25 protein-coding genes and 1 pseudogene are annotated in these 25143 nt (G+C 58.2%); 14 read left to right on the top strand and 12 right to left on the bottom strand.

Features of this window, described 5'->3' with window-relative positions:
• Position 1: 1 nt before the first annotated feature.
• On the bottom strand, positions 2–1096 hold the full coding sequence (locus DSM14862_RS17620) for an HPP family protein (protein WP_007121217.1): 1095 nt from the start codon (positions 1094–1096) through the stop codon (positions 2–4).
• A gap of 194 nt (positions 1097–1290) precedes the next feature.
• Positions 1291–1563, bottom strand: a complete 273-nt coding sequence (locus DSM14862_RS17615) for a hypothetical protein (RefSeq protein WP_007121218.1) — start codon at positions 1561–1563, stop codon at positions 1291–1293.
• A 27-nt stretch (positions 1564–1590) separates the two neighbouring features.
• On the opposite strand from DSM14862_RS17615, the gene DSM14862_RS21885 reads away from it, so the two are divergent.
• Positions 1591–1707, top strand: a complete 117-nt coding sequence (locus DSM14862_RS21885; RefSeq protein WP_007121219.1) for a hypothetical protein — start codon at positions 1591–1593, stop codon at positions 1705–1707.
• Positions 1708–1727: 20 nt separating this feature from the next.
• Here DSM14862_RS21885 and DSM14862_RS17610 read toward each other — a convergent pair whose 3' ends face one another.
• Both DSM14862_RS17610 and DSM14862_RS17605 read right to left on the bottom strand, forming a co-directional pair.
• Positions 1728–2168 carry an HIT family protein gene (locus DSM14862_RS17610; protein ID WP_007121220.1) on the bottom strand — a complete coding sequence of 147 codons (441 nt, stop codon included), beginning with the start codon at positions 2166–2168 and terminating at the stop codon, positions 1728–1730.
• Positions 2169–2244: 76 nt separating this feature from the next.
• Positions 2245–2991, bottom strand: a complete 747-nt coding sequence (locus DSM14862_RS17605) for a 16S rRNA pseudouridine(516) synthase (RefSeq protein ID WP_007121221.1) — start codon at positions 2989–2991, stop codon at positions 2245–2247.
• Between the two features lie 418 nt (positions 2992–3409).
• Here DSM14862_RS17605 and DSM14862_RS17600 point away from each other — a divergent pair, with 418 nt between their 5' ends.
• The 3 genes from DSM14862_RS17600 to DSM14862_RS17590 are packed head-to-tail and all read left to right on the top strand — an operon-like array spanning position 3410 to position 5665.
• Positions 3410–3907 carry a hypothetical protein gene (locus DSM14862_RS17600; protein ID WP_007121222.1) on the top strand — a complete coding sequence of 166 codons (498 nt, stop codon included), beginning with the start codon at positions 3410–3412 and terminating at the stop codon, positions 3905–3907.
• Complete coding sequence (gene rnk, locus DSM14862_RS17595; protein WP_007121223.1) at positions 3904–4344, top strand: nucleoside diphosphate kinase regulator; 441 nt, start codon at positions 3904–3906, stop codon at positions 4342–4344. Before DSM14862_RS17600 ends, rnk begins: the two co-directional genes overlap by 4 nt.
• 40 nt (positions 4345–4384) lie before the next feature.
• Positions 4385–5665 (top strand): D-amino acid dehydrogenase, encoded by a 1281-nt coding sequence (locus DSM14862_RS17590; protein WP_341868965.1) that lies wholly within the window; start codon positions 4385–4387, stop codon positions 5663–5665.
• Between the two features lie 36 nt (positions 5666–5701).
• Here the strand turns inward: DSM14862_RS17590 and DSM14862_RS17585 are convergent, their stop codons facing one another.
• Positions 5702–7090, bottom strand: coding sequence for a phospholipase D family protein (locus DSM14862_RS17585; protein ID WP_007121225.1), 1389 nt, complete (start codon positions 7088–7090; stop codon positions 5702–5704).
• 231 nt (positions 7091–7321) lie between these two features.
• Positions 7322–7774 carry a GNAT family N-acetyltransferase gene (locus DSM14862_RS17580; protein ID WP_007121227.1) on the bottom strand — a complete coding sequence of 151 codons (453 nt, stop codon included), beginning with the start codon at positions 7772–7774 and terminating at the stop codon, positions 7322–7324.
• A 199-nt stretch (positions 7775–7973) separates the two neighbouring features.
• On the opposite strand from DSM14862_RS17580, the gene DSM14862_RS17575 reads away from it, so the two are divergent.
• A complete protein-coding gene (locus tag DSM14862_RS17575) occupies positions 7974–9092 on the top strand; it encodes a DSD1 family PLP-dependent enzyme (RefSeq protein WP_243254588.1) in 1119 nt (372 codons plus the stop codon).
• 379 nt (positions 9093–9471) lie between these two features.
• Here the strand turns inward: DSM14862_RS17575 and DSM14862_RS17570 are convergent, their stop codons facing one another.
• Both DSM14862_RS17570 and DSM14862_RS17565 read right to left on the bottom strand, forming a co-directional pair.
• The gene (locus DSM14862_RS17570) at positions 9472–10017 is read right to left on the bottom strand and encodes a DUF488 domain-containing protein (RefSeq protein ID WP_040702106.1); all 546 of its coding nucleotides are present in this window, start codon (positions 10015–10017) and stop codon (positions 9472–9474) included.
• Entirely contained in the window at positions 10014–10226 is a 213-nt protein-coding gene (locus tag DSM14862_RS17565; RefSeq protein ID WP_243254587.1) for a hypervirulence associated TUDOR domain-containing protein, read from the bottom strand. Before DSM14862_RS17565 ends, DSM14862_RS17570 begins: the two co-directional genes overlap by 4 nt.
• Before the next feature lie 221 nt (positions 10227–10447).
• On the opposite strand from DSM14862_RS17565, the pseudogene DSM14862_RS17560 reads away from it, so the two are divergent.
• From DSM14862_RS17560 to DSM14862_RS17535, 6 genes and pseudogenes are all read left to right on the top strand, one after another.
• A pseudogene (locus DSM14862_RS17560) lies at positions 10448–10708 on the top strand (TetR family transcriptional regulator C-terminal domain-containing protein); the annotation flags it as partial.
• 463 nt (positions 10709–11171) lie between these two features.
• A complete protein-coding gene (gene hglS, locus DSM14862_RS17555; RefSeq protein ID WP_113075774.1) occupies positions 11172–12575 on the top strand; it encodes a 2-oxoadipate dioxygenase/decarboxylase HglS in 1404 nt (467 codons plus the stop codon).
• A gap of 58 nt (positions 12576–12633) precedes the next feature.
• A complete protein-coding gene (gene amaB / locus DSM14862_RS17550; protein ID WP_243254597.1) occupies positions 12634–14118 on the top strand; it encodes an L-piperidine-6-carboxylate dehydrogenase in 1485 nt (494 codons plus the stop codon).
• Between the two features lie 355 nt (positions 14119–14473).
• On the top strand, positions 14474–15694 hold the full coding sequence (locus DSM14862_RS17545) for a pyridoxal phosphate-dependent aminotransferase (RefSeq protein WP_007121466.1): 1221 nt from the start codon (positions 14474–14476) through the stop codon (positions 15692–15694).
• Positions 15691–16962, top strand: coding sequence for an NAD(P)/FAD-dependent oxidoreductase (locus DSM14862_RS17540; protein ID WP_243254585.1), 1272 nt, complete (start codon positions 15691–15693; stop codon positions 16960–16962). The genes DSM14862_RS17545 and DSM14862_RS17540 overlap by 4 nt, the downstream gene beginning before the upstream one ends.
• 110 nt (positions 16963–17072) lie before the next feature.
• Positions 17073–18008 carry a LysR substrate-binding domain-containing protein gene (locus tag DSM14862_RS17535; RefSeq protein ID WP_243254584.1) on the top strand — a complete coding sequence of 312 codons (936 nt, stop codon included), beginning with the start codon at positions 17073–17075 and terminating at the stop codon, positions 18006–18008.
• Between the two features lie 152 nt (positions 18009–18160).
• On the opposite strand, the gene DSM14862_RS17530 is transcribed toward DSM14862_RS17535, so the two are convergent.
• From DSM14862_RS17530 to DSM14862_RS17515, 4 genes are read right to left on the bottom strand one after another with little or no spacing between them, the layout of a single operon-like run.
• Entirely contained in the window at positions 18161–19435 is a 1275-nt protein-coding gene (locus DSM14862_RS17530) for a TRAP transporter large permease (RefSeq protein WP_007121525.1), read from the bottom strand.
• Positions 19432–19914 carry a TRAP transporter small permease gene (locus DSM14862_RS17525; RefSeq protein WP_243254583.1) on the bottom strand — a complete coding sequence of 161 codons (483 nt, stop codon included), beginning with the start codon at positions 19912–19914 and terminating at the stop codon, positions 19432–19434. Before DSM14862_RS17525 ends, DSM14862_RS17530 begins: the two co-directional genes overlap by 4 nt.
• A gap of 45 nt (positions 19915–19959) precedes the next feature.
• On the bottom strand, positions 19960–20958 hold the full coding sequence (gene dctP / locus DSM14862_RS17520) for a TRAP transporter substrate-binding protein DctP (RefSeq protein WP_243254582.1): 999 nt from the start codon (positions 20956–20958) through the stop codon (positions 19960–19962).
• Entirely contained in the window at positions 20955–21911 is a 957-nt protein-coding gene (locus DSM14862_RS17515; RefSeq protein WP_243254596.1) for a PfkB family carbohydrate kinase, read from the bottom strand. Before DSM14862_RS17515 ends, dctP begins: the two co-directional genes overlap by 4 nt.
• A gap of 82 nt (positions 21912–21993) precedes the next feature.
• Between DSM14862_RS17515 and DSM14862_RS17510 the strand changes: the two genes are divergently transcribed.
• The 3 genes from DSM14862_RS17510 (at position 21994) to DSM14862_RS17500 (ending at position 25109) form a co-directional block, all read left to right on the top strand.
• Positions 21994–23001, top strand: coding sequence for an SIS domain-containing protein (locus DSM14862_RS17510; protein ID WP_243254581.1), 1008 nt, complete (start codon positions 21994–21996; stop codon positions 22999–23001).
• A gap of 10 nt (positions 23002–23011) precedes the next feature.
• A complete protein-coding gene (locus DSM14862_RS17505; protein ID WP_007121204.1) occupies positions 23012–23950 on the top strand; it encodes an ornithine cyclodeaminase family protein in 939 nt (312 codons plus the stop codon).
• Positions 23951–24023: 73 nt separating this feature from the next.
• On the top strand, positions 24024–25109 hold the full coding sequence (locus DSM14862_RS17500) for a LacI family DNA-binding transcriptional regulator (protein ID WP_007121205.1): 1086 nt from the start codon (positions 24024–24026) through the stop codon (positions 25107–25109).
• Positions 25110–25143: the final 34 nt, after the last annotated feature.

Raw genomic sequence — 25143 nt, 5'->3', positions numbered from 1 at the left:
CTCAGGCCACGGCCCGTTCATCCGCGCCTTGAAGCAGCAGCCGCATGATGTCTGTCCGCGTCAGAATGCCGACAAGCTGCGTGCCTCTCACGACGGGGATCACATCACTGCCCTGCTCAGCCAAGCGGTTCAGCAGGACCCCAACCGGCAGGTCATGCGGCACCGCCCTGTTTGCCGAATGCATGACGTCCTCCGCAGTCTGCCGTGCCTGCTGTTTGCGGGCCAAGGGGCGGCCTTGCGCGAATATCACGTCGAGCAGATCAGCCTGAAAGATCACCCCGCGCAGGCTATCCCCAGCGTCGACTACCGGCAGGCTCTTGATCCGATGCTTACGCAGTAATCGCGCCGCTTCCTTAAGGGATGTCTTAGGGCAAACTGTGATAAGATCGCTGGTCATAATATCTGCGCAGGTTGTGCCGTCAAAACGATGCTGCGCCGCTTCGGCCTCGGCGGCGGCAAGAAGGCGACCCAGATCGGCCACGCCGAGGTTCGTGGTCTGATTGTAGCGCTCCAGCAGTTCGCTAATCTTGTCCGTCGACAGCCCCAAACGCGGCGGCGCGTCATCCGGCTCTTCTTTTGGCAAGCGAAAGGGATATTTCCGCCCTGTCAGCCGGTTATAGACCGTGGCGCAGAGCACAAGCACCACCGTCGCCAACCCCAGCGGCACCAAGGCGAACCACGGTCCAGCTGCCAATGCCACCTCGGGGTTAAGCGCGGTCAGCAAAGCTACCGCCCCGCCCGGCGGATGCAAGGCGCGCAGAAACATCATAACGGTGATCGCGCCCCCCACCGCGATGCCAACCGACCAAGCACCGGGGATGTACCAAACCGTGATCAAAGCCACCAAAGCCGCGCTGATGTTGCCCATTACTGCCGACCAGGGCTGCGCCAGCGGCGAGTTTGGCACGCAAAACAGCAGCACCGCCGTCGCACCTAAAGGGGCCACAAGATAGAAGGATGTCTGCCCAAAGAGCGCACCGAGATAGGCCAGTCCCACACAAACGCTGATACCAATAAGCGCGCCAAGACCCGCCCGCAGCGGCTCGCCCCCGTGGAACCGGGGTAGCGCCGGTTCAAGGTGGTGCCGTATCCGCATGTTACCTTTTCTCCCGTCGACCTGCCGCCCGCGACGACATTGGGTATTCTTCTGCCTATGAAGGTTTATGTGCTGAAACTGAACAGGGCAGGACGTAAAAAGGTCAAGACTTCTAATATTCCGCGTGCCGGTGGAACAGGTTGCCTACACTTTTTGGTGAAAGGCGAATGGTCGGCTAGCGGCCTTTTACGGGTTCAGGCGCAATCGCTGCGACAATATCCTCGCGCCCGCGCTCGTTCCGCGGCAGTGATCTGCTGGTCCAACCGCTCGACGTCACTCTTGCGCAAGCGATTGACCACATCATCCGCATCGTCGTTCGCATAGCCCAAAGCGCGCAAAGTCAGCCCGTCAAGCGCCAGCGCTGAGAGCCAACTCTCCCGCAAGATCGCGTCGTTCGGCATACCTTCACCGGCAAGCCGCACCGAAAAGACCTTCGCGAGTTCCACCTGCCCTAGAAGGCCTTCCATAGCAGCGATGATCTGCGCGGCACGCTAATGACCTTTCTGCAAACCACCTATGAGGCCGCCGCAGAGACAGGCGACTGGTACAAGGACGCATTGGAATTTGGCTTGGTGCAACCAAGAGTGCCCCGTCCCATCGACCGAGGCTAATCTCTGGGGCTATCGTCCGCTTAACCGTCCTGCCTCAATCGCACTATTATACGTTCGGCAGTTTGCAGCAATGCCGCTTCCTCCGGCGAGGGCGGCAAGGTGAACGCCTCGGTCCCGTCCTCAAGATAGCGGGCCGAGGTGACATCGTGCTGGTGCAACATCGGCACAACATGGGCATGGGTATGGGCGACGTGAATACCGGTATAGAAGAACGCCACGCGCTCGACTTGCCATTCGTCCTTCATCGCCCGCGCCAACCGCTGCCCAACTGTCATGATCCGCGCTGCCACGGGTTCGGGCATGTCCTCAAACCACGGATAATGTTGCTTAGGAATGATTAGCGTATGACCCTCTCGGATCGGATGCAGATCAAGAAATGCGAGGATCAAATCGTCTTCAAACAACTTGAACGCAGGCAGTTCAGACCGCGCTATCCGACAAAAGATACACGTATCGTTCATTTTGCTTCCACCTCTAAGGGCTGCGGCTTGCTTTGATCTCTGCAATGGTTTGCCGATGAACGCGGCGACGTCCAGACTAGCTCGACGATTTTGCGAAAACCTTAGCGGTGTCATCCGCATTCAGAAGGCACCACGCAGCTGCCTGCAAATTGTCCGGCAATGTCAGATCGCCCAGAGCTTCGCGGTGCAGAGCCTCCACATGGTTGCCCACGGCGGCAAACATGCGCCGCACCTGGTGGTATCGGCCCTCGGTAATGTTCAACCGCGCCTCCGTGGGTGACAATACGCTGAGCTTGGCGGGGTGCAGCGGCTTTTTCTCTCCGCTCAACATCAATTCGCCCGATGCAAACACGTTCACCTCATGGCCCTCAAGGGGCCGCGCCAGACTGGCTCGGTAGGTCTTTTCGACAGCGAGGTTGGGGCTGGTGATCCGGTGCAACAGATCGCCATGATCGGTAAGCAACAGCAGACCAGAGGTCTCCTTGTCCAGCCGACCAACAGGCGAGAGCATGGGTTTGCGATGCCGCCAGCGGTCGGGCAAAAGATCATAGACCAGCGGCCCGCTGTCTTTGCGCGAACAGATGTATCCCGCCGGCTTATTCATCATGACCACCATCCCCAGCAAGGGGTCCAACGGCGCGCCGTGGACGGTCATCCGTTCGGTGAGATCCGGGGACATGGGAATGCGCTTAGCCACATTCGCGACCCTCGCACCATCCAGCACAATCCGCCGCGCTCGCGCGATCTGCGCAATCTCTCCGCGTGAGCCATAGCCCAAGGACCCCAGCAGCCTGTCAATTCGCGTGGTCGGAATTTTGGTCACCGGGTCAGACCTTTCTAAACCACATCGCATTAGCCTGTTGTGCTGCGCCATGTCAGCGAAAGCAAGCTACATGCACAAAACCGATCGCGTCATGCTGTACCGCCCCCCCCCGCAGCAGAGTGTTTGCCAAACCGTTTTTCGTGCTTGCTTCTGGTGAGTGTCAAAACTACCGATCCCTCTGCACAATCTCGCTTAGCAAGTGGGCGCGGCCCAAGAAGTCCTCTGAGCCAGATTGACGAAGCCCACGCCAGTGCTTAGGTTGTCTTGCATGTTGGAACACGTAGATCATTACCGATTTCTACTTCTGAACCGCCTGTATCCCCGGGCGGTCTAGGCGCGACTGCGCCTGACGTACTCCCCGGGGCCTCTTCACATTCTGAAAAACGTGAAAGCGGCGCCCTGCGCCCGAGGAGAGAACATGGCCACTGTCATTGCAACAGATCAGTCCCCGTCCACCAGCCGCAACGTCTTTCGTGCGCTCGGGAACACGCCAACGGTCCTTCCACAATCGGACTATCACAAACTCCAAGAACACCTTGAGGATTGCGATAATGTCACCCGGCCGGGGTCGACCCTTTTGGCCTATGTGCTTGCCAACAAACTGCTGAACGTGCGCCCCGTCGCTGACTTGCCCTATCTCGATCTTGTTTTGGGAGGCACCGAAGTGACCTATGTCATCGACGGCGCCGCGCCGAGTACAGGGCTGCTTGTGCATACGGCAAGACCGGGCGCGCCGGGAGGTGTGATCGCCGTGGCGTCCCTGCTTGGGGCCACGCTCATCGGTATGCGCGTCGGAGAGCGTGCGCCATTGCTGAACCAAGACGGCAGCATCGTCACCCTATCTGTGATCTCAGTTGTCCAGCCTTTCAGCACAGTACAGAAGAACGGAATGCACGCGCAGGAGTGCTTAAAATGACTGAAGCCATTCCGGTTGCAGACCACGTCACAAGCCGCAATCCGCATCTTATCTTGAACGCGGCCGATCTGGTTCACCTTGAAGAGCTGGCAGAGGGGATGATGCACCGCCACCCAACGCTGGCCGACCGCTTCTTCGAAGAGATCGGCCGGGCGCAGATCGTCGAGGATCAGCAAATGCCCGGCGATGTCGTCGGCATCGGCAGCAAGGTGACCTACCGCGATGAGACCACCGGACAGAACAAATCGGTCACGCTCGTCTATCCTGAGGATGCGGATATCACCCGTTCTCAGGTCTCGGTCATCACCCCCATTGGCGTGGCGCTTTTGGGCCTGCGCGAAGGGGCGAGCTTTTACTGGGACACGCGCCGGGAAAACCAGCGGCACATGTTGACGATCCTCAAGGTCGAACAGCGCTCTGACGACTGTCAGGGCTGATACTTAATTTAACTTTTCACATCCGCGGCTCTGCGCCGGGATCGTACAAAAGGCGGTTGAAATGAAAGTCGTTGTCATGGGTGCGGGCGTCATTGGCGTTACCACCGCGTATTATCTGGCAAAACAAGGCGCGGAGGTCGTGGTGATCGACCGGCAGTCCGGGCCAGGACAGGAAACCAGCTATGCCAATGCGGGCCAGCTCAGCTATGGCATGACCTCCCCCTGGGCGGCACCGGGCATCCCGATGAAAGCGGTCAAATGGATGTTCATGAAGCGGCGGCCCCTGTTCATCTGGCCGCTGATCAGCCCGACAATGTGGGCTTGGTGCGCGCGTATGGTCAGCAACTGCAACGAAGAAAGCTACCGCATCAACAAGGGCCGCATGGTCCGCGTTTCAAGCTATTCGCGCGATGTCATGCCTGAATTGATCGCCGAGACCGGCATTGCCTATGATGGGCGCGAACAAGGCACTTTGCAGCTGTTCCGAACCGCCAAACAGATGGCGGCGTCACAAGCGGATCAGGATATTCTGGCCGAATATGGGTCGCCCTACGATGTCTTGGACCGCAATAGCTGTATCGGCGCCGAACCCGCTTTGGCCGAGGTCCGGCATAAATTTGTTGGCGGTTTGCGGCTAACGGCCGACCGAACCGGCGATTGCCGGATGTTCACCGTAGGGCTGACCAAAAAATGCGTCGAAATGGGCGTAGTCTTTCACTATGGCCAAGTTATCAGCTCTGTCGCCGTTGAAAATGGCCGCATTGCTGGCATCGATACCGAGATTGGTGAACGCATTACCGGCGATGCCTATGTTTGCGCCATGGGCAGCTATGCGGTGCGCGTGCTCAATCCCATCGGGATCAAATTGCCAGTGTACCCGGTCAAAGGGTACTCGGTCACCTTGCCAGTGACGAACGATGAATACGCCCCGCAATCGACGGTCATGGATGAGACCCATAAGGTCGCGATCACCCGGCTGGGAGACCGCATTCGCGTGGCAGGCCAGGCTGAAATCGCAGGCTATTCCAACCGGCTCGGGCCTCATGCGGTCGATACGGTCAAACACGTCATCGGCGATCTTTTCCCGCAGGGCGGCGACATTTCCAAAGCCGAAGGCTGGACGGGCCTGCGCCCCATGACCCCGGACGGCACACCGGTTCTTGGAGCCACCCAATATGACAACCTGTTTCTCAACACCGGCCACGGAACGCTGGGTTGGACGATGGCCTGCGGCTCAGGCCGCGCGGTGGCCGATCTGGTCTTGGGAAAGCAGCCGGAAATTTTCATGGAGGGGCTGACAGCCGCGCGGTATTCTCGCTGATCCAGAGGCCATCCTAATTTCCCGCAAACAGAACGGCTACAGCAACCACTCAACCGGCAACCAACCGACGATCGTCAACGCCAGCCGTCTCAGCAGGCTCTTTCCCGGTTCCTCTGTGGTTACAGCCTCTGTTTGCGGGTCTCTCCAGATCAGGGCCTCTTCGTCCAACTCCACCCGCCATGCCAGCCCGCGCAGGTCCGCGTCAAAGGCGCCATGTAGCCCCTGCGCCATACTGTCACTGTCGATCAACAGACCCATCTCCGTGTTCAAAGTCGTTGATCGCGGATCAAAGTTAAACGAGCCCACGAAAATTCGGGCGCCGTCCACGGCAAAGGTCTTGGCATGAAGGCTCGCGCCCGACGTGCCGAAAGGACCGAGCCGGTCGGTCGGCGCACCCACCGCGGCTTGCTGGCGCAATTCGTAAAGCCGCACGCCGCTGCGCAGCATATCCTTGCGCCGTTTCGCATAGCCCGCGTGAACTGGCAGCACATCAGTCGCGTCGAGCGAATTGGTTAGCATCCGCACCTGCACCCCGCGTGCCGCCAGCTGCGCGAACGCCTCAACCCCGGCCTTGCCGGGTACGAAATAGGGCGAAACGCCGTCAAAGCGGGTCTCAATCTCTCCGACCGCATCCGCCAGCCGCGAGGCCAGCAAGTCTTCCCGAGCCACCGCGCCCTCGCCTTTGATCGGATCGTCGCTGACCAACTGTGCCGTGGTCCATTCAACGCCAAACTCCCCCGCTGCGAGGGAATTCACAATGTCCGAGCTTTGCAAAATCTGCCTGTACTCACCAAGCTGCGGGTTCGTCTCCAGCCCTGCCAGACGCGCGGCAAGCGGATCACCCTCCCGCGGCGCACCAACAATCGCCCCCGCAGGATGAACCGCCCCCGCACGCCAGTAGCGGTCAAAGTCTGCTGACACATCAGCCACCACCTGCCCCACGGCCAGAACGTCCAGATCGACATAAAGCGCGGTCGGGCCGGTGGCGAAATACTCATCCCCGATATTGCGCCCGCCGAGGATCGTTACATGGCCGTCCACGGTAAGGGATTTATTGTGCATACGACGGTTAAGGCGGAAAAAGTCGAAGCCATAGGACAGCATCTTGAGCCGGCGCAGGTTAAACGGGTTCCACAGACGCACCTCGATCATCGGATGGGCGTCGAGCGCGGCAAGCTCCGGGTCCAATCCCGTTGTCCCGTTGTCATCCAACAAAAGCCTCACCCGCACGCCTCGATCCGCCGCGCGGCGCAAGGCGCCAAGCAAGAGCGTGCCGGTTAGACCATCATGCCAAATGTAATATTGCGCATCGATGGAGGACATTGCCGCATCGGCCAAAAGGATACGCGCCGCAAAAGCATCCGCCCCCTTTTGCAAAGGCGCGACACCCGTTTGCCCCCCATGCGTTTTTTCTTGAGATGACAACGCCGCCGCCAGCGCCCCTTCCGTCGTTGGGGGGAGGGCCTAGGTATCCTGACGGTTCTCAATCTCGGGCAGTGAAAAAACCAGTCGGGCGATCAGGATCAAAACGCCGAGGGTTACGACAAGCCCGGCAAGAAATTTTGCAACTGCCGCAATCATTTCAACGCCCTCTAGTCTGCTGGAGGGTAAACTCGCATGTCTAATGCAAGGCGTCCAGCCGCTCAGAGGCGCGTATCAGAGTTGGATGGTCGACATACACTCTGATCCGTTCGCGCGAATGTCGCCGCCCACCTCAAGACAAAGCTTCCGGATCGCTTGGTTGGACTGCAGAAAATGCACATCAACGGTCTCCAACCGTCTGGCACGCGCCTCTGCCACCCCCCGGCGGAACAGCGCACGTCCAATGCCGCGCCCTTGGTAGGCGTCCTCGACAGACAGACCAATCTCAGCCCGTTCGGCGTCGATGATATAGAGCTCCAGAATACCCCGATACGCGCCGTCGCTCTCAACGCCAAAGGTAACATCCGGCGAAGAGGTATTGGCCGTTTTCGCCAGCACATTTTCCTTGACCTTGCCCATAAAGCGCAGTCTGCGAGATGTCTCACTCAGGCGGCGGTAGTGCCACAAAAGCGTCTCGCGCAACTTGGGAAGTGTGAAGATAAGGGGGTGTGGGCCTGTTGCCTGCATGATCTGTCCAATCTTCTCAATAGATGGGGACGAACAGGCAAATGAGCAGGGCCGCAACGGTCTTGCCGAGATGCGACGGGCGCATAACTGGGCGCATGGCAAGGGGCAACGGCAGCCCGGAAGCCAAGCGCATGTGTTTGCATATATCGTCTTCCGGTTTTCGATGATAAGCCCCTGTAAACCGCGAAAGGACTGTCCGATGACCGACCCAACCGCCGCCCTGCCCGACACCCCAGCTCTCCTGCTCGACGAAGCGCGTATGGAGCGCAATATTTCGCGGCTCGCCAGCCACGCGGATGCCTTGGGCGTGGCCCTGCGCCCGCATCTAAAAACCGCTAAATCTATTGACGTCGCCCGCCGCTTGGCCGGCGGAACACCGGGGCCCATCACCGTCTCAACCTTGGCCGAGGCCGAGGTATTCTTTGCCGCAGGCCACAGTGATATCCTCTATGCCGTGGGGATCGCGCCGCAAAAGCTGAAACGCATACAGGCCCTGCGCGAAAAGGGCTGCGATCTTGTGGTGATCCTCGACAACGAAGCACAGGCACAGGCCGCAGCAGAGGCCTCCGTCCCCGCGATGATCGAGATTGACAGCGATGGTCACCGGGGCGGCTTGCGAGCCGAAGACCCCGCGCTCCTGCAAGTCGGGCGTATTTTGCATGATGCGGAATGTCTGCGCGGTGTCATGACCCATGCGGGCGAAAGCTATACGGTCCGGGGCGCTGCCGCCCATGCAGACTTTGCCGAACAGGAGCGCAAAGCCGCTGTCACCGCCGCCGAAAACCTGCGCGGCGCGGGCCTCTCCTGCCCCGTGGTCAGCATAGGTTCGACCCCCACCGCCCATGCCGCGCGCGACCTGACAGGCGTGACAGAACTGCGCGCCGGCGTTTATATGTTCTTTGATCTGGTCATGGCCGGGATCGACGTCTGCACCCAAGATGACATTGCCCTAAGCGTGCTGACCACGGTCATCGGCCACCAACCCGCAAAGGGGTGGACCATGATCGACGCAGGCTGGATGGCAATGTCCCGCGACCGGGGCACGGCGGCGCAGGACGTGGACCAAGGCTACGGCCTGGTGTGCGACGAGACTGGTCAAATCCTGACCGACTATATCGTCGTCAGCGCCAATCAGGAACACGGGATCATCGCGCAGCGCGAGGGCGCAAACCCGACGCCGCTGGACCTTCCCGTCGGCACCCGCCTGCGAATCCTGCCCAACCACGCCTGTGCCACCGCCGCCCAGCACGACCGCTACCATCTAGTGCGGCAAGACGGCGGTCCGCTTGACGTTTGGCCGCGTTTTAACGGCTGGTAAGAAGCAGAGCATAGCTCGCAACAAAGCCCCAATCCACCGTAACCGGCACGCCCAAGCTTGTCTTTTCAATCTAGTACAGAGACTGCAGCCTATGCATATGAGCCATTACTGCCATGCTATACTGGAACCGCGTGTATCCGTTGGCCGTGGGGCAGAAATCTCAAAGCAACTTCACGAAAGTCTACGGTGCGTCCGCAATTTCTCGAATGATCTTTAATGTGCTCAGCCAACTCTTGTGGCAAGTTCCACCAAATAGATGCTTTCACTATTTTTAAGTCACGCCGGGATATATCAATATTTTTCTACCGATCAAAATTCTCGCAAAAAATTCCGTACGATTGAGGCTGTCTGAAAACCGCATGCAGAATGGCCTCTAAATTCAGTCTGAAACATTCAGCGGAGGATAGATCACGGTGCCGTCTGGACGAAGCTCGGCCGCTTCTGACGGTGTCGCCTTGGTGATTTTCTTTGCTGACATGATGTGCCCGACAGAATGACCATGCAGCAGCAAATAATCCGTGATGATCCGCCGGTGACAGCGCCACCAGACTGCCTCAGAGCACATCATTGCGACGATCTTGGTTCGCCCCAGATCGATTAACTCTGCGAAGGCTGTCTGGAACGCGTCCCCTAAGGCATAATCCGCGTAGTTTTGGAAACTGCGGACACGCCAGTTGGCGTTCAAATCGTCGTCCACTTCTTTCTGTTTTGGGCGCCGACCGCCGAGCGCCAGCATATGCTGGTAGCCAATCTGATATGGGGCGAGGGTTTGGGGGAATTGGTCATCGTTGAAAGCAGGATATCTGCGGGACTTCGGGAAAGATCGCACATCGATCAAAAGCTGGACCCCGGCAAACTGCAACATGTCGATCACCTCTTCCGGTGTTCGAGTGGAATGGCCAATAGAGTGAAATCGAAAGGTCATGATTTCAGCTTGGTGAGCGTATCTTCCTTATGAGCAGCGATGTGGTCAGTCTTGTCGCTTTCGATCTCATATTGCGGCTCATCTTTGGATGCGCGACGACGATGCCCTTTGTAGTCGAAGTCTGCCTCATGGACTTTTGTTATTTTGCCGCTGACCCGCCCAGCCTCCGAGTTCCAACTGACGTGATCGCCTTGTTTGAATTTTGGCATGATCTGAATCCTCCTTTGAAGGTAAAACAAGAATGCCGCAGCAAGTGTTCCTTATCCCTTTCGGTTAGTTTCACGATAACGGTACTTCGAAGCCTATCTGCAGACATGGACGACATCTTTGCAGAGAGGACCAGTCAGGGCCAGAGCGTCTCATGACATACTGGTCGAAATGGCTGGCCATCTAGGCGGCGGACGATCCGCAAAACAAATGCCTCGTCGTCAAGCTTGCCGCCGAGGTGTCCGATCTGTCGGAGGAAATGCGCACCATCCTTCTGGATGGAACCGCGCAGGTCACGGCCCGTCTGGCCGAGGCCATCGAGGCCGGTATCGCAGATGGTTCGCTTCGGATATCGGACGACCCGAGCCCACTTGCCACGCAGCAATACCAGATGTGGCTTGGGGCCAGCTTGATGGCAAAGGTCACCAAGGGCGACACACCTTTGCAGACCGCGATGGAGGTAACCAAACGCCAGCTCCTTTGACCGGAAAGCCGGTGCGCAGGAGAAGGATGCGTTTTCCGATCATAGACTTGGTAACCCGGTCTACTTTTGGGCGTCATATTGCTGAATGACGACTCCACGCCTGACAACATGACCCAATTCCGGGTCACCCGATACAACAATTCCGAAGTTGCCGGCCTCGTCACCCGCTGTCGCAGCGCGCCTTCTCGACACACTTGCGGCGCGGTAAGTAGCTTGATGACCGCCGACGTCTTAATGATCCGGTCACGGACAAGGGATGCGGCGGCCCCGTGAGTGCAGGAGGCTATAGTTTGGCGGCAGAGGACGACTGGCTCTCGCTTCCCGCCGCCAAACGTTCGGGCCTCGTGACGCAGTTCATGCAACTCACGCGCTGCGCCAGAGAGCCCATTCCGAATGGGAATGGAACCAGTCCGAACCATCATTGGGGTGTGGCGGGAAGAGGTGATAGTCGATCCGTGGCTCGATGTTCAACGGAGGCCCGACGCACTTGTCCCATCTCGACCCCAATGCGATCCGAACAATGTTTTCTCGCGCCATGTCCGCGCTTTACCGCGACGAGGTGCCCGCATACGGTACGCTTCTCGACCTCGTGCGAAAGGTGAATGACGCAACCTTACAGGCCAACCCAGCCGATCGTGTGCGCCTTGAGAAGCTGGGCGAGCTCGACCGCATCAGCGAGGAACGTCACGGAGCGATTCGGCTTGGGACTGCGCAGGAACTGGCGACCATGCGCCGCCTCTTCGCGATCATGGGCATGTATCCGGTCGGATACTACGACCTTTCCGTGGCAGGCGTCCCGGTTCATTCGACGGCCTTCCGCCCGCTGGATGACGCGGCGCTGAACGCCAACCCTTTCCGAGTCTTCACCTCGCTGCTGCGCCTTGATCTGATCGAAGATGCGAACCTGCGCGAAGAGGCTCAAGAGGTTCTCGCGGCCCGCCAGATATTTACCCTAGGATGTCTCGAAAAGATCAAGCTTGCAGAGACCCAGGGAGGCCTGACGGCCGAAGAGGCAGAGGTATTCGTGGCCGAGGCGCTGGAGACCTTCCGTTGGCATCCCGAGGCCAATGTCAGCTATCCCCTGTACGAACGTCTGCATGCGGCACATCGGCTTGTCGCCGACGTGGTTGCCTTCAAAGGTCCACACATCAATCACCTGACCCCGCGCACCCTTGATATCGATGCAGTGCAGCGCCTCATGCCGGAACAGAGCATCGCACCGAAGGCCGTGATCGAGGGCCCGCCGTCCCGCGCGGTTCCGATCCTTCTGCGCCAAACATCGTTCAAGGCACTGGAAGAGCCGGTGTCCTATAGCGACGGCACCATCACCATTGCCGGCAGCCACACCGCGCGGTTCGGAGAAATTGAGCAACGCGGCATCGCACTGACGCCCAAAGGCCAGGCGCTTTACGACAAGCTGCTTTCGCAAACGCGGGAAATCGTGCGCCCGGCGGCCGATGGCTCCAATGCCGCCGAGTACATGAAAACGCTCGCGCGGATCTTTGAAGAATTTCCGGATGACTTCGAGACAATCCGCACTCAGGGCCTAGGGTATTTCCGCTACAGCGCCACGGGCAAGGCGTCCTCGGATGCGGACCTGACACTGCCCCCTTCCGAGCTTGTCGCTAGGGGCCTTTTGCGCGCCGACCCCATAATCTATGAAGACTTCCTGCCGGTCTCGGCCGCCGGAATTTTCCAGTCCAACCTGGGTGACGACGCAGCCCACGCATTCGTGGCCAATCCGAACCGCGACCGTTTCGAGGCCGACCTCGGCGCGCCGGTCGTCGAACTGCACCAACGCTACGCCGAGGCCGAAGCGGCCTCGATCGCCCGTGCCCGCTCCGTTCTGGGCCGCGCGCACGCCTGACATAACGAAAGGACCTACGATGCTCACAAAAACCCTATCTGCAGTCACAGCAGACACCATGAAAGCCTGCGGTGTAACCGCCTCCCTCGATGTGTCGGGCGGCATGGCCGTGATCTCGCCCGTGACGGGCGAGATCGTTGCAACCCTGGCTGAACACAGCGTCTCGGATGCCGAGGCGGCCATCGCCAGGGCCAACGACGCGTTCCGCATCTGGCGCAATGTCCCCGCCCCCCGCCGCGGCGAACTGGTGCGTCTCTTTTCCGAGGAACTGCGCGCCTCCAAGGAAGAGCTGGGCCGCATGGTGTCGATCGAGGCCGGCAAGTCGCCGTCCGAAGGTCTGGGCGAAGTTCAGGAGATGATCGACATCTGTGACTTCGCGGTTGGCCTGTCGCGCCAACTGTACGGTCTGACCATCGCCACCGAACGCCCCGGCCACCGCATGATGGAAACCTGGCACCCGCTGGGCGTGGTGGGCATCATCACCGCGTTCAACTTTCCCTGCGCACCCTGGTGCTGGAACTCCGCGCTGGCGCTGGTCTGCGGCGATCCGGTGATCTGGAAACCGTCGGAAAAGACCCCGCTGACCGCGATGGCTTGTCAGGCAGTGTTCGAACGCGCTCTCGCCCGGTTCGGCGACGATGCACCCGAAGGCCTGAGCCAAGTGATAATCGGCGGCCCCGAGGTTGGTGCTACGCTGGTGGACAGCCAGAAGGTTGCACTCATCTCCGCCACCGGCTCGACCCGCATGGGTCGTATCGTCGGCCCGAAAGTGGCGGCCCGTTTCGGCAAATGTATCCTCGAACTGGGCGGCAACAATGCCGGAATCGTCTGCCCTTCCGCCGATATGGACATGGCCCTGCGCGCCGTCGCCTTCGGTGCCATGGGCACGGCAGGCCAGCGCTGTACCACCATGCGCCGCCTGTTCGTGCATGAGAGCGTCTATGATCAGATCGTACCGGCGCTGAAAAAGGCCTATGCCACTGTGTCTGTAGGCAACCCGCTTGAGACCCAGGCGCTGGTCGGTCCCCTGATCGACAAGAACGCCTTTGACTCGATGGGTGTCGCCCTGAAGGAAGCGGCCGAACTTGGCGGTGTCGTCCACGGCGGGGAACGCGAGCACGTCGGTCCCGATACCGGATATTACGTCCGACCCGCGCTAGTCGAGATGCCGCAGCAGGCAGGCCCGGTGCTGCGCGAGACCTTTGCGCCGATCCTCTACGTCATGAAGTACAGCGATTTCGACGAAGTTCTGGAACTGCACAACGATGTGGGAGGCGGCTTGTCGTCCTCGATCTTCACCACCGATCTGCGCGAGATGGAGACTTTCCTCTCGGCACGCGGCTCAGACTGCGGCATTGCCAACGTAAACATCGGTACCTCGGGTGCTGAAATCGGCGGAGCGTTCGGCGGCGAAAAGGAGACCGGCGGCGGTCGTGAAAGCGGTTCGGACGCGTGGCGTGCGTACATGCGCCGTGCCACCAACACCATCAACTACTCCCGTGAGCTGCCGCTTGCGCAAGGGGTCGTCTTCGATATTGACTAAGCAAGGCGGCGCAGCGTCTCAAGAGGCTCTGCGCCACCTCTTGAAAGCGAAGGGCTGCTGCAGTCGCATGACATGCGCAATGGACCGCCCTTTTCATTTCCTGCCGGCCTTGTCGGCAAAGCTTGGGCAGGGCGTGGCATTCCATCGGCATCCTCCCTGCGCAAACCTGCAGAATTTTGGTTATAATGAAGGCCAGAAGATACCGTGGCGACCGGTAGATCCGCGGTCTAACGAGCAGCTAAAACGCCTGAATCCTGAGCACAATCAGGTTTCACTTCAATTACGGAGTTGTTGGAACCGAACCTCGTTGCACCTCCTTATTTTGCCCTGAACGTCCTATGGAAGAGTTACACCTATGCGAAATTTTTCGACATTCCAGCGCGCCCAGAGAATCCAGTCCTTAGAGATCTCAGAAATCGTTCAGCTTTCCGAGAAAGCAGCGTCGCTGCGCGCCCAGGGGAAAGACATCGTCGCGCTTTCAACCGGGGAACCAGACTTCCCAACACCTGCCCATATCATCGAGGCGGCGCATGCGGCCGCCTTGGACGGAAAGACAAAGTATCCGCCAACCCTCGGGATTCCAGAATTGCGGGACGAGATCGCGCGCCGGGCGAAAGTAACCCGATCCGAGGTCATCGTCAGTACCGGCGCGAAACAGGTGCTCGCAAATGCCATGTTTGCATCGCTCGATCCGGGTGATGAAGTCATCATGCCCGCCCCGTTCTGGACCAGCTATTCGGACATTGTCCTGCTTGCCAGCGGCACCCCCGTCGTTCTGCCCTGCGCAATGGAAAACGGGTTTCGCGCGACCGCGCAGCAACTAGACGCCGCGATCACGCCTCGCACCCGCTGGGTCATGCTAAACTCTCCGTCCAATCCGACGGGTGCGATCTATACTGAGACCGAACTGCTTGGTTTGGCGCAGGTGCTGCGCCGGCATCAACATGTTCAGATCCTAATCGACGAAATCTACGATCAGCTTTCCTATGCGCCATTTACCTCTTTCGCGTCGGTGGCCCCGGACCTGTTCGATCGGATGCTGATCGTGAATGGCGTCAGCAAAGCCTACGCGATGACCGGCTGGCGCATCGGTTGGGGCATTGGGCCTGCTGCCATGATCTCAGCAATGGGCGCGGTTCAGGGTCAGATCACGTCGGCGGCCAGCTCGATCTCACAGGCAGCTGCGCTGGCTGCTCTGACCGGACCCGAGGATTTCCTCGAAAAGCGGCGCAAGATCTTCAAGGCCCGCAGGGACATGGTTGTTGATCGTCTCAATGCCCTGCCCGGCGTGACCTGTCCGCGCCCCGAAGGCGCCTTCTATGTCTTCCCCGATGTGCGCGGAGCGATGACGGCCAAGGGGTTTGATAACTGTGCAACATTCTGTGCGGCCCTGTTGGATCAGGTCGGGCTCGCACTGGTGCCGGGTCGGGCTTTCGGGCTGCCCGGACACCTGCGGCTGTCCTACGCCTATTCCGAAGCGGAACTTCAGGCCGGTCTCGACCGCCTCGAGGCGTTCATTACCGGCTCACGGCTTTCGGTTGCGGGCACGCCCGAAGCTTTCGAGGCAACTCAATGAGGGGCAATCTTTGGGCGCACACGAACTCGGAAGGCATCGAAAGCCAACGGCTCTCCTCGAACAAGGAAGCTGACTTGATCGTCATTGGCGCCGGTTTCACCGGATGCTCGGCTGCCCTCGAGGCCGCGCGCTCTGGCTCATCTGTTGTTGTGCTGGAAGCCGAGACCGTTTCCCACGGTGGCTCGGGCCGCAACGTGGGTCTGGTGAACGCCGGCCTCTGGCTGCCGCCTGACGATGTCGTGGCCATCATGGGTGAGAGCGCAGGCACCCGTCTGATCGAGGCGCTCGGAAAGGGACCGGACACCGTATTCTCATTGGTGAAAGAGTTCGGTATCGCATGCGAGGCGGTCCAGAACGGCACTTTGCACCTCGCGCATGCACCCAGTGGTTTCCAGGACCTGCGGGAACGGTACTGTCAAGGAAATCGCTTCGGCGCGCCCCTTCAATTGCTTGATCGCGACGAAACGATCCGTCGCACTGGCAGCGATCAGTTCCACGGCGCCCTGCTGGACCCGCGCGCAGGCACTGTGCAGCCGCGGGCCTATTGCTCGGGGCTGGCGCGGGCGGCGGTTGCCCTAGGTGCCCAGATTTATCAACAAAGCCCGGTGACGCGGGTCGAGCGCAAAAACGGGGCTTGGTGCGTCCACGCGAATGGCCACACCGTCACGGTCCCTCGCCTGCTGCTTGCAACCAACGCGTACCACCACCTCGCTGAGGGCGCCTATGCCCCGGAGTATGTGGTCGTTAGCTATTCTCAATTCGCGACCGCCCCCCTTACCCAGGCGCAGCGCAGCCGGATTCTTCCCGGCCGCGAAGGCTGCTGGGACACCGCCTTGGTGATGTCCTCGATCAGGACCGACGAGAAAGGGCGTTTGATCGTGGGCGGAATGGGAAATGGCGACGGTCCCGCCGCATCAATTCACGCCAATTGGGCACGGCGGAAGTTGCGCCGCCTCTACCCGGACTTGGGCGAGCTTCCCTTCGAGCACCAGTGGCAGGGCAAGATCGCCATGACGAAGGATCACATTCCTAAGGTCGTGGAGTTTGGTCCATCAGCCTATGCGGTTTTCGGCTATTCCGGCCGCGGCATCTCTCCTGGCACGGTGATCGGCGCAGCAGCGGCCAAAGCTCTTCTGGGTGCAGGCCCCGAGGTATTACCGCTGCCCGTTATCAAAAAGTACTCGGAACGTTTCAAAAAGGTGATGGGCGCCTATTATGAGTTTGGCGCCTCGTTGACACATGCGACGCGTCCGGGCCTTCTGGGTTGAAGCTTTCAATCCGCCCCCCCGAAGGATATCTTCATATCGACGACAGCTGCGGGGAGCGTCCCGCAGCTGCCTTTTCCAAACTGGGCGCAAATCCTAACGGTTTTCGGTGAATGGCAACTCAATCCCGACGTGATCTTCCTGATATGCGGCTTCTACAAACGTTCGAATCCGCTGCCCGGCACGGCAATTTTACCCGTGCAGGAGACGAGCTGGCCCTGACGCAAAGCGCCGTCAGTCGACAAGTACGCGACCTCGAGATCCAAATTGGGCACCCGCTTTTCGAACGCAACCGTGGGCGTGTCATCACGACCCCCAAGGGAGAAGCCTTCCTGCAGGAGGTCACACAGCTGTTGCGCATGGCCGAAGTGACCATGCGACATGCGAAAGCGGCCGAGGGCGACCACAAGCTTCTGACGATCAACACCCTGCCCACCTTCGCCCTGCGCTGGCTGGCACCACGCCTCGCAGGATACCTTGACAAGGACCCGAACACGACCTTCGACATCACGACCCGCAAGGGCGTGTTTGACCTAACAACGGAACAATGCGACCTGTCGATACATTTCGGTGACCCTCACTGGCCATCAGCAAGGTGCGTCTATCTCTGCAGCGAGATCGTCGTGCCGGTCGCGGGAGGCGCACTGCTAAGACACCCGGTGACTTGCCCCGAAGACCTGGTGGCAGCGCCCAAATTGGTCCTGTCCGAACGCGCCCACCTTTGGTCAGAATGGTTCGACCGCTGCGGGGTGACCACGCCGCTTAAACATCTGGTCCACTCGTTTGATCAATTCACGCTGACCATTGAGGCCGCAAAAAGTGGGCTGGGCTATGCGTTGCTGCCGCGCTACCTCGTCGAAAAGGAATTGGCCGCTGGCGATCTCGGGGTAGTCCTGGATGCACCTCATGCGACGCAAAAGGCGTATTACCTAGTCATTCCGGAAGGCCGTGAAGAAAAGGTAAAGCTTTTTTGCGACTGGATTCTCGAACAGGTAAAGTTTCGTCCGCTGGCAAAAACCGTGCAGTCCGGTTCCAGCTCGCCTTTATGAAGAAAGACATCCCCTGCGCCAGGCCTCAGACCCGGCGCGGCTTAGCCATTTGGGCCTGATGCAGTTCGATGACTTTGTATGATTGTTCTGTAGGAACAAGACCGAAAACTGCGGCTCGTTCAAGCGCCATCTCAGCCAACCCTAACGCCGCCCTAGAACAACAAGTTCGGCAGGAAAGTTACCAAGGGCGGTACAAAGGTCAGCAATAACAAAACCCCAATTAGGCTCGCAAGAAACGGCAGGAATTCTTTAGTAAATTCTTCAATTGAGCACCGGGTGATTGAACAGACCGTATAGAGAACCGTGCCGACCGGCGGAGTGATGGAGCCAATCGTCGTGTTAAACACGAGCACGATCCCGAAATGTACTGGATCGATGCCCAACGTCCGTGTGACTTCAATCAGGATCGGCACCAGGATCACCATAAGGGCCAGCCCTTCCAGCATCGTCCCGAGTACCAAAAGCAGGACATTGAGGATCAATAAGACCACATATTTATTGTCGGATAGGGTAAGCAGTCCGGATAGCAGGGCCTGTGGCACCTGTTCCAATGCCAGAACCAGAGAGAACACGGCAGCCGAGGCAACAATGAACAGGACATTCGCTGTGGTCAGAGCGGATTCGCGTAGTAGTTCATATGTTTCAGACACGCCAAAGCCGCGATAGATGAATATGCCTACGAGAAAGGCATAGAGTGCAGCGATGGCGCCAAGTTCGGTTGGGGTGAACCAGCCGCCGCGCAGGCCGACGATTAGCAGGACTGGCATGGCAAGGGCCCAAAGGGCTGCGCGCGCACGGGTTGCAATCTGGCGGGCAGGTAATCGTTCTTCGCGCTCAGGTTTATACCCACGTCGTTTCGCGACGTAACGAACAGTTAATAGAAGTGCTGCAGTGATAATCATGGCGGGAATAACGCCGCCGATGAACAGTCGGCCAATGGAAGTTTCCGTGAGCAGACCATAAACGATCAACCCAATTGAAGGAGGCATGATCGGCGCGATGGCGCCCGAGGCCGCGCTGACGACAGAGGCGAAGCCATTGGAATATCCTCGCTCGCGCATAATTGGTGCGATCGTGCGCGCGTCAATCGCTGCATCGGCGTTGGAAGAGCCAGACATCGCCCCCAAAAACAGCGAGTTCATAACGGCAACCTGTGCTAGCCCGCCGTGCCAGTGTCCGACCAACCCGTCTGCAAAATCATAGAGCCGCCGGGCGATCCCGCCTCGCGCCATGGCGGCTCCGGCAACGATAAAAAATGGGACAGCTAAAAGCGGAAAGCTTTCGAGGGAGGAAGCCATACGTTGAGCCACCGTGCTGGCCATCATCGGGTTCAAGGTAAAATAGAACACCGAAGCCCCAAGAATAACGAACGCGATCGGTAGGCCGAGCGCCAACAACAAGATAAAAACGATGCCGGAGATGATCATTCGCTGCGTCTCCGCCACAGAATAACGATATGTAGGAGCTGGGTCGCGATGATTGCCCCCATGGCAAAAGCAAGCCCAGCAGAAACGATCCACTTTGGCCAGCCGAGCGCCAAAAAGGTCGTGAAACGCGCAGTCGCGACCTGCGCTGTGGCTGCATGGAGTACAGCACTAGCTATTATGATTACCAATAGGTGCGATAGCATAAGCGCTGGACGCTCAAGCGCGCGCGGTAGACGAGAGATGAAGTAATCAACTCCGAACATTTGTTTGTTCAGCGCGGCGCCGATAATGCCGAAAAAGACCACGCCGGAAAAGCACACAATGGCAAGTTCATTGGCGGTTTGGAATCCTTCGCGCAGGATCGTGCGGGAAATGACGTTCGCGCTGACTACAATCAAAACCCCTGCAAGAAGCAAAGTGGGGATTATTTCGCCGATCAAACGCAGAAGGGCTCGGAGGACAGGTTCTATGGTGCTCACCTTTCAGACGGTTCTCCGGCACTAAAAGCGCCGGAGAATGGTTGCTCAACCTGCTGCCGCAGCGCGGATCTTGTCAAACAATCCCTCGGGCAGGCCTTCAAAGAAGCTTGCGGTGGCGGCCCGATAAGCCTCAAGGTCGGGATCATGGAAAGTAACGCCGGCGGCTTCAAATTCCTGTCGGATCTCATTCTCTTGCGCGATTGATTGTTCTGTGAGTTGTTGCCCGCCGCGCCGGAACTCCTCAATCATGATTGCACGATCACCTTCTGACAGAGCCTGAAATGCCTTTTCCGACGTTATCCATCCGAGGAACAGGTTGAAGTGACCCGTGAGGGTAATCTCTTTGACAACCTCATACCAACGGTTGGCACGCAGCCCTGTAAGGGGGGATTCCCCTGCGGTGACAACACCTTGAGACAGGGCGGAATAGGCCTCGGCGGCCTCAACGGTCGTCGCAACGACCCCCATAGGCTCGAAGGTGTTAAGCCAAGTTTCTAGGGGCGGTACGCGCATCTTAACGCCTTCGAGATCAGAAGGGCTGACATAAGGTTCTGTGCCAATCATATGGCGTGCGCCATCAAACCAGTTCAGTGCCAGCACGCGCAGACCGGCGGTTTGTGCCAGCTGCTCATAATAACCTTGCATTAAATCGGAATTTGCGAGGCGCTCTGCTTCTTCCGCACTGCCGACAATGAAAGGGCCTTCGACGGCGGCCAGTTCCGGCACGCCGAATTGAGACAAAAAGCTGGCCGAGGCGTAAGCGATGGTTGGCTGACCTTGGCTTGCCTGCTCAACAGTATCAGTGGTGGTACCTAGCTGAGCACTCGGAAACATCTGGAACGTTACGCGACCTTCGGTGCGTTCCTGAATGCGCTTTCCCGTCTCTTCTGCAAGTTTGTTTGATAAAGCTGTGGGGGCGTTCACCGAAGCGATACGGAAATTTGCGGCTTGGGCAAGAGCGGATGTAGCTGTCATACCAAGCGGCAAGCTAGCCAGCATCGCAAGAGCATGGCGGCGACTCAGAGAGTTCATTGGGGGTTTCATATTGTCCTCCTCCTCGTGGGTTGTTTTCCCGGGACGCTCTTATTGGCGTTGCGCTGCATAGCCCGGACCGCAAGTTTGACGGCGTGCGCATGGACGTTGGCGATTGGCATTGCGTCGGTGTCGCAGATCTCGATTGGTGCCGGATACCCGAACCCACCGTGTTGTTCGCAGGTTTCAGCCGCTGTTTGTGACGCGGCATTCATGAGAGTTTGAGGTGGCTCTTTGCGCAGAAGCCCAACCAGAACGCGCGCGATGAAGCTGTCGCCTGCGCCTAGCGTGTCAATCACGTTGGCAGCAATCGGTCGTACAAAGACCTCAGTCTCAGGGCCAAACAAGACAGCGCCCTTTTCGCCGCGCGTAATCAGGCACCATGTCGCGCCCAAATCACGGATCTGGGCTTGCAGAGAGCTTACTTCGGCATCGTCCAACTTACCGCCTGATACGCTGGCAAGGTAGCAATAAGGCGCCACCTGAGCGATATAGCCATGGCCTGTTTGATCTGCCAAGTCGAACGAAAGCAGACTGGATTCCGCGAAGGCAGGCAGGTGTGGCACAACATGAGATGATCGGCCGGTATGTACAACGTCGGCGCTTGCGATCATCTGCAAATCACCAGCGTCAGGTGCAATAATGGAGACGCCGAGATCGGCTGAGAGAAACTCTCGGTCGCCGGTAGGAGAGTTGCGGATGACGCAATGCGCACTGCGCCCAGTCACCGTCCGCAGGCGCGAGATATCGACACCCTCTGCGCATAGCGTTGCACGCATGTGGTCTCCTGCGGGATCCCTCCCCATCGCGCCAATGAACGCAGTATTAGCCCCAGCCCGGCGCGCGAAGACTGCTACATTCAGTGCATTGCCCCCGGGGTACATCATTCCAGTGGTCTCATAGCAGTCCACATCATTGTCGCCAAAAGCAATTATTCGAGGAGAGGTTGCGTTTTTAGTTTTCATGTGAGAACGTTCACACAATCTCAATCGCGCTGTCAAGAGATACACCAGACAATTTCAATTTTAGATAACGGAACCCTACCAAATGACCGAAACCTTCCTCACGCACCCCGACGTCGCCGCGGCCCTAAAAGCGCTTGAAGGTCGCAAGACGGACCATGTTTTCTTTGTGGCTTGCGGTGGCTCTCTCTCGATCATGTATCCGGCAAAATTCATGCTTGATCAGCTATCGAGTAGCTTGCCGTCGGACGTTTACAACGCGGCTGAGTTCACCCACCGCGCACCAAAGCGGCTGACCTCGGATTCGGTCGTGATCTTATGCTCAATGACGGGCACGACCGCAGAAACCGTCGCGGCGGCCGCGTTCGCCCGCCAGGCGGGCGCGATGACCATTTCACTAAGCGTTGAGCCCCAAAGCCCGCTGGGTCAAGGGAGTGACCATATAGTGCGCTTTGAGGCACCCTATACAACTGGCGTGCCAATTGACGCGAAAAACAGCAACTACGCGCGCATTTACCAGATCGTATTGGGCTTGGCGCAGCACTATGATGGCGTAGAGCACATGGGAACCTTGATGGATAGCCTTGGTGCGCTCCAGAGCGTTATCGACAAAGCCCAAGAAGCTCTAGCCGCTCGGTTTGATAAATACGCTCCGCATTTTGCCAAGCAGGAGGTTATCTACACGATGGCCAGCGGTGCGAGCTACGGTGCCGCATACTCTTACGCCAATTGTGTGTTGATGGAGATGCAGTGGATCAACAGCTACCCGATTCATGCCAATGAATTTTTCCACGGTGCTTTTGAAGTTCTCGACAAAAGCCGTTGCTATATCCTGATGAAAGGCTTGGATGATACCCGCCCTCTGGAAGACCGCGCAGAGGCATTTTTGCTGCGCTTTGGCGCCCCAGAGAACATCCTTGTGGTTGATGCGGCTGAGTTCGACTTTACTGGTGTTGATGAGATGTTTCGTGGCGCGTTAGCACCATTAGTGTTCTTCGATACGTTGTGGCGGTTTGCTTACCGTCTTGCCGAGCTGCGTGACCATGAGATGATGGCAGCGCGGCGCTATATGAAAAAACTTAACGACTATTAAGGAGAACCGGATGCACTTCGTTGATGCCGAAACGGTTCACCGTAATTTGGACTACCCCTATTTAATGGATGTTTTGCAAGCGGCGCATAGAGATGCGCCGCCCACAGCTGAACATATGGTTAGCGACGAGCCCGACGGAGGGGAAAACCTCTTCGTGACGCTTGTGGGTTGGAAACGCGCCGGGGGCGTCGCGGTGAAAATGGTTGGAGTGTTCCCCGAAAACCTGTCTCTCCAACCCCCGCAAGCTTCTGTTCAAGGACTTGTAGCACTATTTGATCCTTTCACAGGGGCCCCGCAGTTGGTCGCTGATGGAGAGGCAATGACCTTCCGCAAGACTGCGGCAGATTCAGGTTTGGGCGCGAGGCTACTTTCACGTGAAGACAGTGAAACACTGCTTGTGGTGGGAGCTGGTGGGCTCGCCGCCCACGTGGTGCAGGCGCATCTTGCTGCGCGTCCCTCACTACGTAGAATCAGGGTTTGGAACCGCACCCAAGAGCGCGCAGAAGCGCTGATAGCACGGCTTAATATCTCGCAAGTGGACGTGGCCGTGGCACGTGACCTAGATAGCGCCGTGGCAGATGCTGACATCATTTCTTGTGTGACCATGGCCCAAGAACCCCTAGTTAAGGGCGAGCTCTTAAAGCCCGGAGCGCACATTGATCTTATCGGCGCCTATCGACCCGATATGCGAGAGGCCGATGATGCTGTCATGGCAAGAGGAACCATCTTTGTCGATTGCCGAAACGGTATGAAAGGAATTGGTGAACTTTCACGGCCTGTAGATGGGGGAGTGATCAATTGGGAGGATATCAATGCTGATTTCTACGAACTAGTTCAGGGATCGCATCTTGGTAGGCAATCACGAGATGAGATCACAGTGTTCAAGAACGTCGGTGGAGGGCATCTTGATTTATTTACCGCGATCGCACTAAAGGATCGCTTAGCATAATATACTGACAAAGCGTGTGCATGTCCGCCATCTTGAGTCTAACTTGTCGCTATAGCGTAAAAAGTTGGACTATATGAAAGCTCGGAAAGTCACCATAGTCGAGGTCGCGAAAGGGGCTGGCGTTAGCACCGCGACCGCCAGTCGCGTACTCGGCAAGTACGGCTATGTTGGGAAGACAACCAAAGAACGTGTCCTCACCGTCGCGTCTAAACTTGGCTATCAGCCGAACAAAATCGCCCGGGGGCTGATCACAGGTCGGACCCGGACGATTGGGGTCATCGCAGGCGATATTGCTAGCCCATTTTATGCTGCCGTGCTGCGCGGGATTTCGGATGTGGTGGAAGGCCATGGCCTTGGCTTGCTGATCACCAACAGCGACGAAAGGCTTGATCGTGAAGTGGCAGCAACCAAGCTGCTTCGAGAAAATCAGGTAGATGGGCTGATCGTTTCGCCGTGCGATGTTGCCGACTCCCCGCATCTGCGTGAAGCCGTGAAGGCAGGTATGCCAATGGCTCTGATCGACCGAAAGGTGAGAGGTTTGCTCGTTGATACGGTGGCAGTGGAAAACATCCAGAGTTCGCGCGATGCTGTAATGCGACTCTTATTGGCAGGCCATCGCCGGGTGGGCGTTATCGCAGAATTGGGGCCCGATGAAACTCGGCTTGGGGACTTCTTAGCATCTACTGAAAACCAACTTCCTGAGGATCTTGCACTGCTCTCTACGAGCTGGCAGCGGCTTGCAGGGTATTTAGAAGCCCATCACGCATTCGGGTTAGAGATTGACCCCAAACTGATTCTTGCGGTGGCAGGTCACTCTGCGACCGCCGCGAAGAATGCTGCACTGGCAGCATTCAATCACACTGCGCGGCCCACAGCTTTGTTTTGCGCCGACGGCTTGATGTCAGTGGGAGCTATGGCTGCGATTTCCGCAAGGGGATTGGAAATCCCATCCGACCTATCACTGCTCTGTTTTGATGACCTTGACTGGATGACCTTTGTTGGCCCTGGCATTGATGCAATTGCCCAGCCACGCCGCAGACTAGGGCGTGCTGCTGCTCGTTTCTTGCTGGCGCGGATCGGTGAGGCAGAAGGTGCGCCGCGCGATATTCGGCTTGCACCTCGAATGATCGAAAGGGGATCGTTGCAGTCGATACGCTAGGTGTTTGATCCCACGGTTTGATGGTGCGATCCTT

Origin of the sequence: Sulfitobacter indolifex (assembly GCF_022788655.1) — a bacterium.
In the GTDB taxonomy this organism is placed as follows: domain Bacteria; phylum Pseudomonadota; class Alphaproteobacteria; order Rhodobacterales; family Rhodobacteraceae; genus Sulfitobacter; species Sulfitobacter indolifex.
The sequence above is the reverse complement of the archived record's forward strand: the minus strand, read 5'-3'. Positions and strand labels throughout refer to the sequence as shown.